The sequence below is a fragment of the Bacillus sp. C30 genome, assembly GCF_040838255.1.
Lineage (GTDB): Bacteria > Bacillota > Bacilli > Bacillales > Bacillaceae_G > Bacillus_A > Bacillus_A mycoides.
This window is the reverse complement of record NZ_JBFPJH010000432.1, coordinates 1-2457: the sequence shown is the minus strand read 5'-3', so window position 1 is coordinate 2457 and position 2457 is coordinate 1. Positions and strand designations below refer to the sequence as shown.

Annotated in this window: 8 protein-coding genes; 1 reads left to right on the top strand and 7 read right to left on the bottom strand. The window is 32.2% G+C overall.

Features of this window, described 5'->3' with window-relative positions; genetic code table 11:
• A partial coding sequence (locus AB3X49_RS21330; RefSeq protein ID WP_367964585.1) for an AI-2E family transporter occupies positions 1–951 on the top strand: 951 nt, incomplete at its 5' end.
• 222 nt (positions 952–1173) lie between these two features.
• Here AB3X49_RS21330 and AB3X49_RS21325 read toward each other — a convergent pair.
• The 7 genes from AB3X49_RS21325 to AB3X49_RS21295 are packed head-to-tail and all read right to left on the bottom strand — an operon-like array spanning position 1174 to position 2330.
• On the bottom strand, positions 1174–1314 hold the full coding sequence (locus AB3X49_RS21325; RefSeq protein ID WP_002065956.1) for a YrzI family small protein: 141 nt from the start codon (positions 1312–1314) through the stop codon (positions 1174–1176).
• 27 nt (positions 1315–1341) lie between these two features.
• Positions 1342–1482 (bottom strand): YrzI family small protein, encoded by a 141-nt coding sequence (locus AB3X49_RS21320; RefSeq protein WP_078184964.1) that lies wholly within the window; start codon positions 1480–1482, stop codon positions 1342–1344.
• Positions 1483–1507: 25 nt separating this feature from the next.
• Positions 1508–1651: a YrzI family small protein gene (locus AB3X49_RS21315; protein ID WP_002013394.1), complete on the bottom strand. Its 144-nt coding sequence runs from the start codon at positions 1649–1651 to the stop codon at positions 1508–1510.
• Positions 1652–1677: 26 nt separating this feature from the next.
• Positions 1678–1821, bottom strand: coding sequence for a YrzI family small protein (locus tag AB3X49_RS21310; protein WP_000668953.1), 144 nt, complete (start codon positions 1819–1821; stop codon positions 1678–1680).
• 26 nt (positions 1822–1847) lie between these two features.
• Positions 1848–1991, bottom strand: coding sequence for a YrzI family small protein (locus tag AB3X49_RS21305; RefSeq protein ID WP_000668987.1), 144 nt, complete (start codon positions 1989–1991; stop codon positions 1848–1850).
• 27 nt (positions 1992–2018) lie between these two features.
• Positions 2019–2162 carry a YrzI family small protein gene (locus AB3X49_RS21300; protein WP_000142704.1) on the bottom strand — a complete coding sequence of 48 codons (144 nt, stop codon included), beginning with the start codon at positions 2160–2162 and terminating at the stop codon, positions 2019–2021.
• Positions 2163–2189: 27 nt separating this feature from the next.
• The gene (locus AB3X49_RS21295) at positions 2190–2330 is read right to left on the bottom strand and encodes a YrzI family small protein (protein WP_000156202.1); all 141 of its coding nucleotides are present in this window, start codon (positions 2328–2330) and stop codon (positions 2190–2192) included.
• Positions 2331–2457: the final 127 nt, after the last annotated feature.

The following is a 2457-nucleotide window of genomic DNA, read 5'->3' as shown; positions in this document are numbered from 1 at the left end:
GCGTTATTTTTATACTTCATATTTAACCCATTGTTAGTCTTTTTGGAGAATAAAAAAGTACCTAGAGGTTTAGCGATTTTACTACTGTATCTTTTTATCATCACATTAACTGGAGTTGCTATTGGAGTAGTTGTTCCAACCATCTCACAACAGTTAATGGATTTAGTAAAAAATATGCCGACTTACATAAAAGAGGGAAAAGTATACATACAAGATCTATCCCATCATAGATTATTTGAATGGCTATCTACACAAAACTACGTTTCCATTGAGACAATTGAGAAAAATGCAATTGAATACTTAAAGGAAATACCAAACACACTTACGTCGAGTGCAACGGCTTTATTTGGTATTATCACGAACGTGGCGTTAGTTATCTTTACAGTACCGTTCATTTTATTTTATATGTTTAAAGATGGACATGCATTTCCAGGAAAAGCTGTTAGTGTATTACCAGAGTCTTACCGTGAAGAAGGACTTCGTATCATAAAGGAAACGAACGAAACATTATCTGCATATATTCAAGGTCAAGCGCTCGTTTGTATGTTTATTGGTGCCTTTACATTTACTGGTTATTTAATCATCGGTTTACCGTATGCTTTCGTTTTAGGAATTATCGCAGCATTTACAAATATAATTCCGAACTTAGGTCCATTTATCGGAGCAGCACCAGCTGTCATTATAGGTCTGTTCGTATCTCCGATGCAAGCTCTGTACGTAATTATTATAGTAACAATCGTACAACAGTTTGAAAGTAACATCATTTCACCGCGTATTATGAGTTCAAAATTAAATATCCATCCGTTGACAATTATCATCCTTATTTTAGGGGTAGGTAATTTCGCGGGAATTATCGGAATGATTTTAGCAGTACCAGCTTATGCGGTAACAAAAACAGTTGTTTCGAACTTAGTGAGATTGTTTAAGACGAAACGAAGTAAACGGAAATAGAATATGTTGAGAAAGATACACCGCTTAATAAAAAGGGGTGTATCTTTTATTTTTTAGTGTATGAAATACTTATTATTGTATATTTTTTACACATCAAATCAGGCGGTGAATTTTTGTTAAATGAACTATGTGGAATCCCTCTGAACTATCCAAATCATTTCTTTACACCGCGTTATTAACATCATAATCGACTCCTTTCATTTCTAATATAAGTTCAAACAATTATAGGTGAGTGTAGTACTTGCTTCTACGATCACGAATTTCATCTATAATCTTTTTATACTGTTCCTCTTGTTTTACTTCATTTGCAGATATAGTTTCTTTTTGAATCGTAATGGTTAAAAAGAAAAGGTGAAACTTCATACATGAATTCCTCCTTTCGAATAGGAATTACAGGTGACTACAATAATGACTTTGTCGTTCTTTTACGTTGTACATAGCCTGCTCAATTTGTCGGTCATGAAGCATATCAGACTCAGACAGTTTGTGTTTTTGAATGGTAATTGTTAAAAATAATACTCTGAATTTCATTGGATATTACCCCTTTATAATTTATTTAGTAAAGACGATTGTAATAAGAGGACTGACGCTCTTTCACATCATCCATAATATTTTTAATTTGTTGTTCACGAGAAATTTCATCTTTTGAAAGTTTACGCTTTTGAATGGTAATCGTTAAAAAGAAAGCTTTAAATTTCATTAGGATATTACCCCTTTATAATTTATTTAGTAAAGACGATTGTAATAAGAGGACTGGCGCTCTTTCACATCATCCATAATGTTTTTTATTTGTTGTTCACGAGAAATTTCATCTTTTGAAAGTTTGTGTTTTTGAATGGTAATCGTTAAAAAGAAAGCCTTAAATTTCATTAGGAAATTACCCCTTTATAATTTATTTAGTAAAGGCGATTGTAATAAGAGGACTGACGCTCTTTTACTTCGTCCATAATAATTTTAATTTGTTGTTCACGTAAGATTTCAGCTTTTGAAGATTTACGTTTTTGAATGGTGATAGTTAAAAAGAAAGCTTTGAATTTCATTAGGATATTGCCCCTTTAAAAAAAATTTTAATACATTTGTGTATAATACGAACTTTTAATGTCCGTTATTTTATCCATAGTTTGTTTTAATTGTTGTTTACGAAAGATTTCAGCTTCAGATAACGTTTTTTTCTGAAGTGCTGTCGTAAAAAAGAAAATATGAAAAGTCATGGACGAATTCCTCCTTTCGAAAAGGAATTACAGGTGATCGCAATAAAGCACTTGGCGCTCCTTAACATCATTCATAGCTTTTGTAATTTGCTCATTATGAAGAATTTCAGCTTTGGAAAGTGTATTTCTTTGAATCGTAATACTTAAAAACAATACGCTAATAGTCATCGAATGTTGCTCCTTTCTTTAAAAAATAATGTATGAGACTAAAAAATCGCACGAAAAAGCCACAGGAAGATATCGTTTTCCTATGGCTGGGCGTGAAAAAGCCACAGGAAAGTATACGACCTCCTGT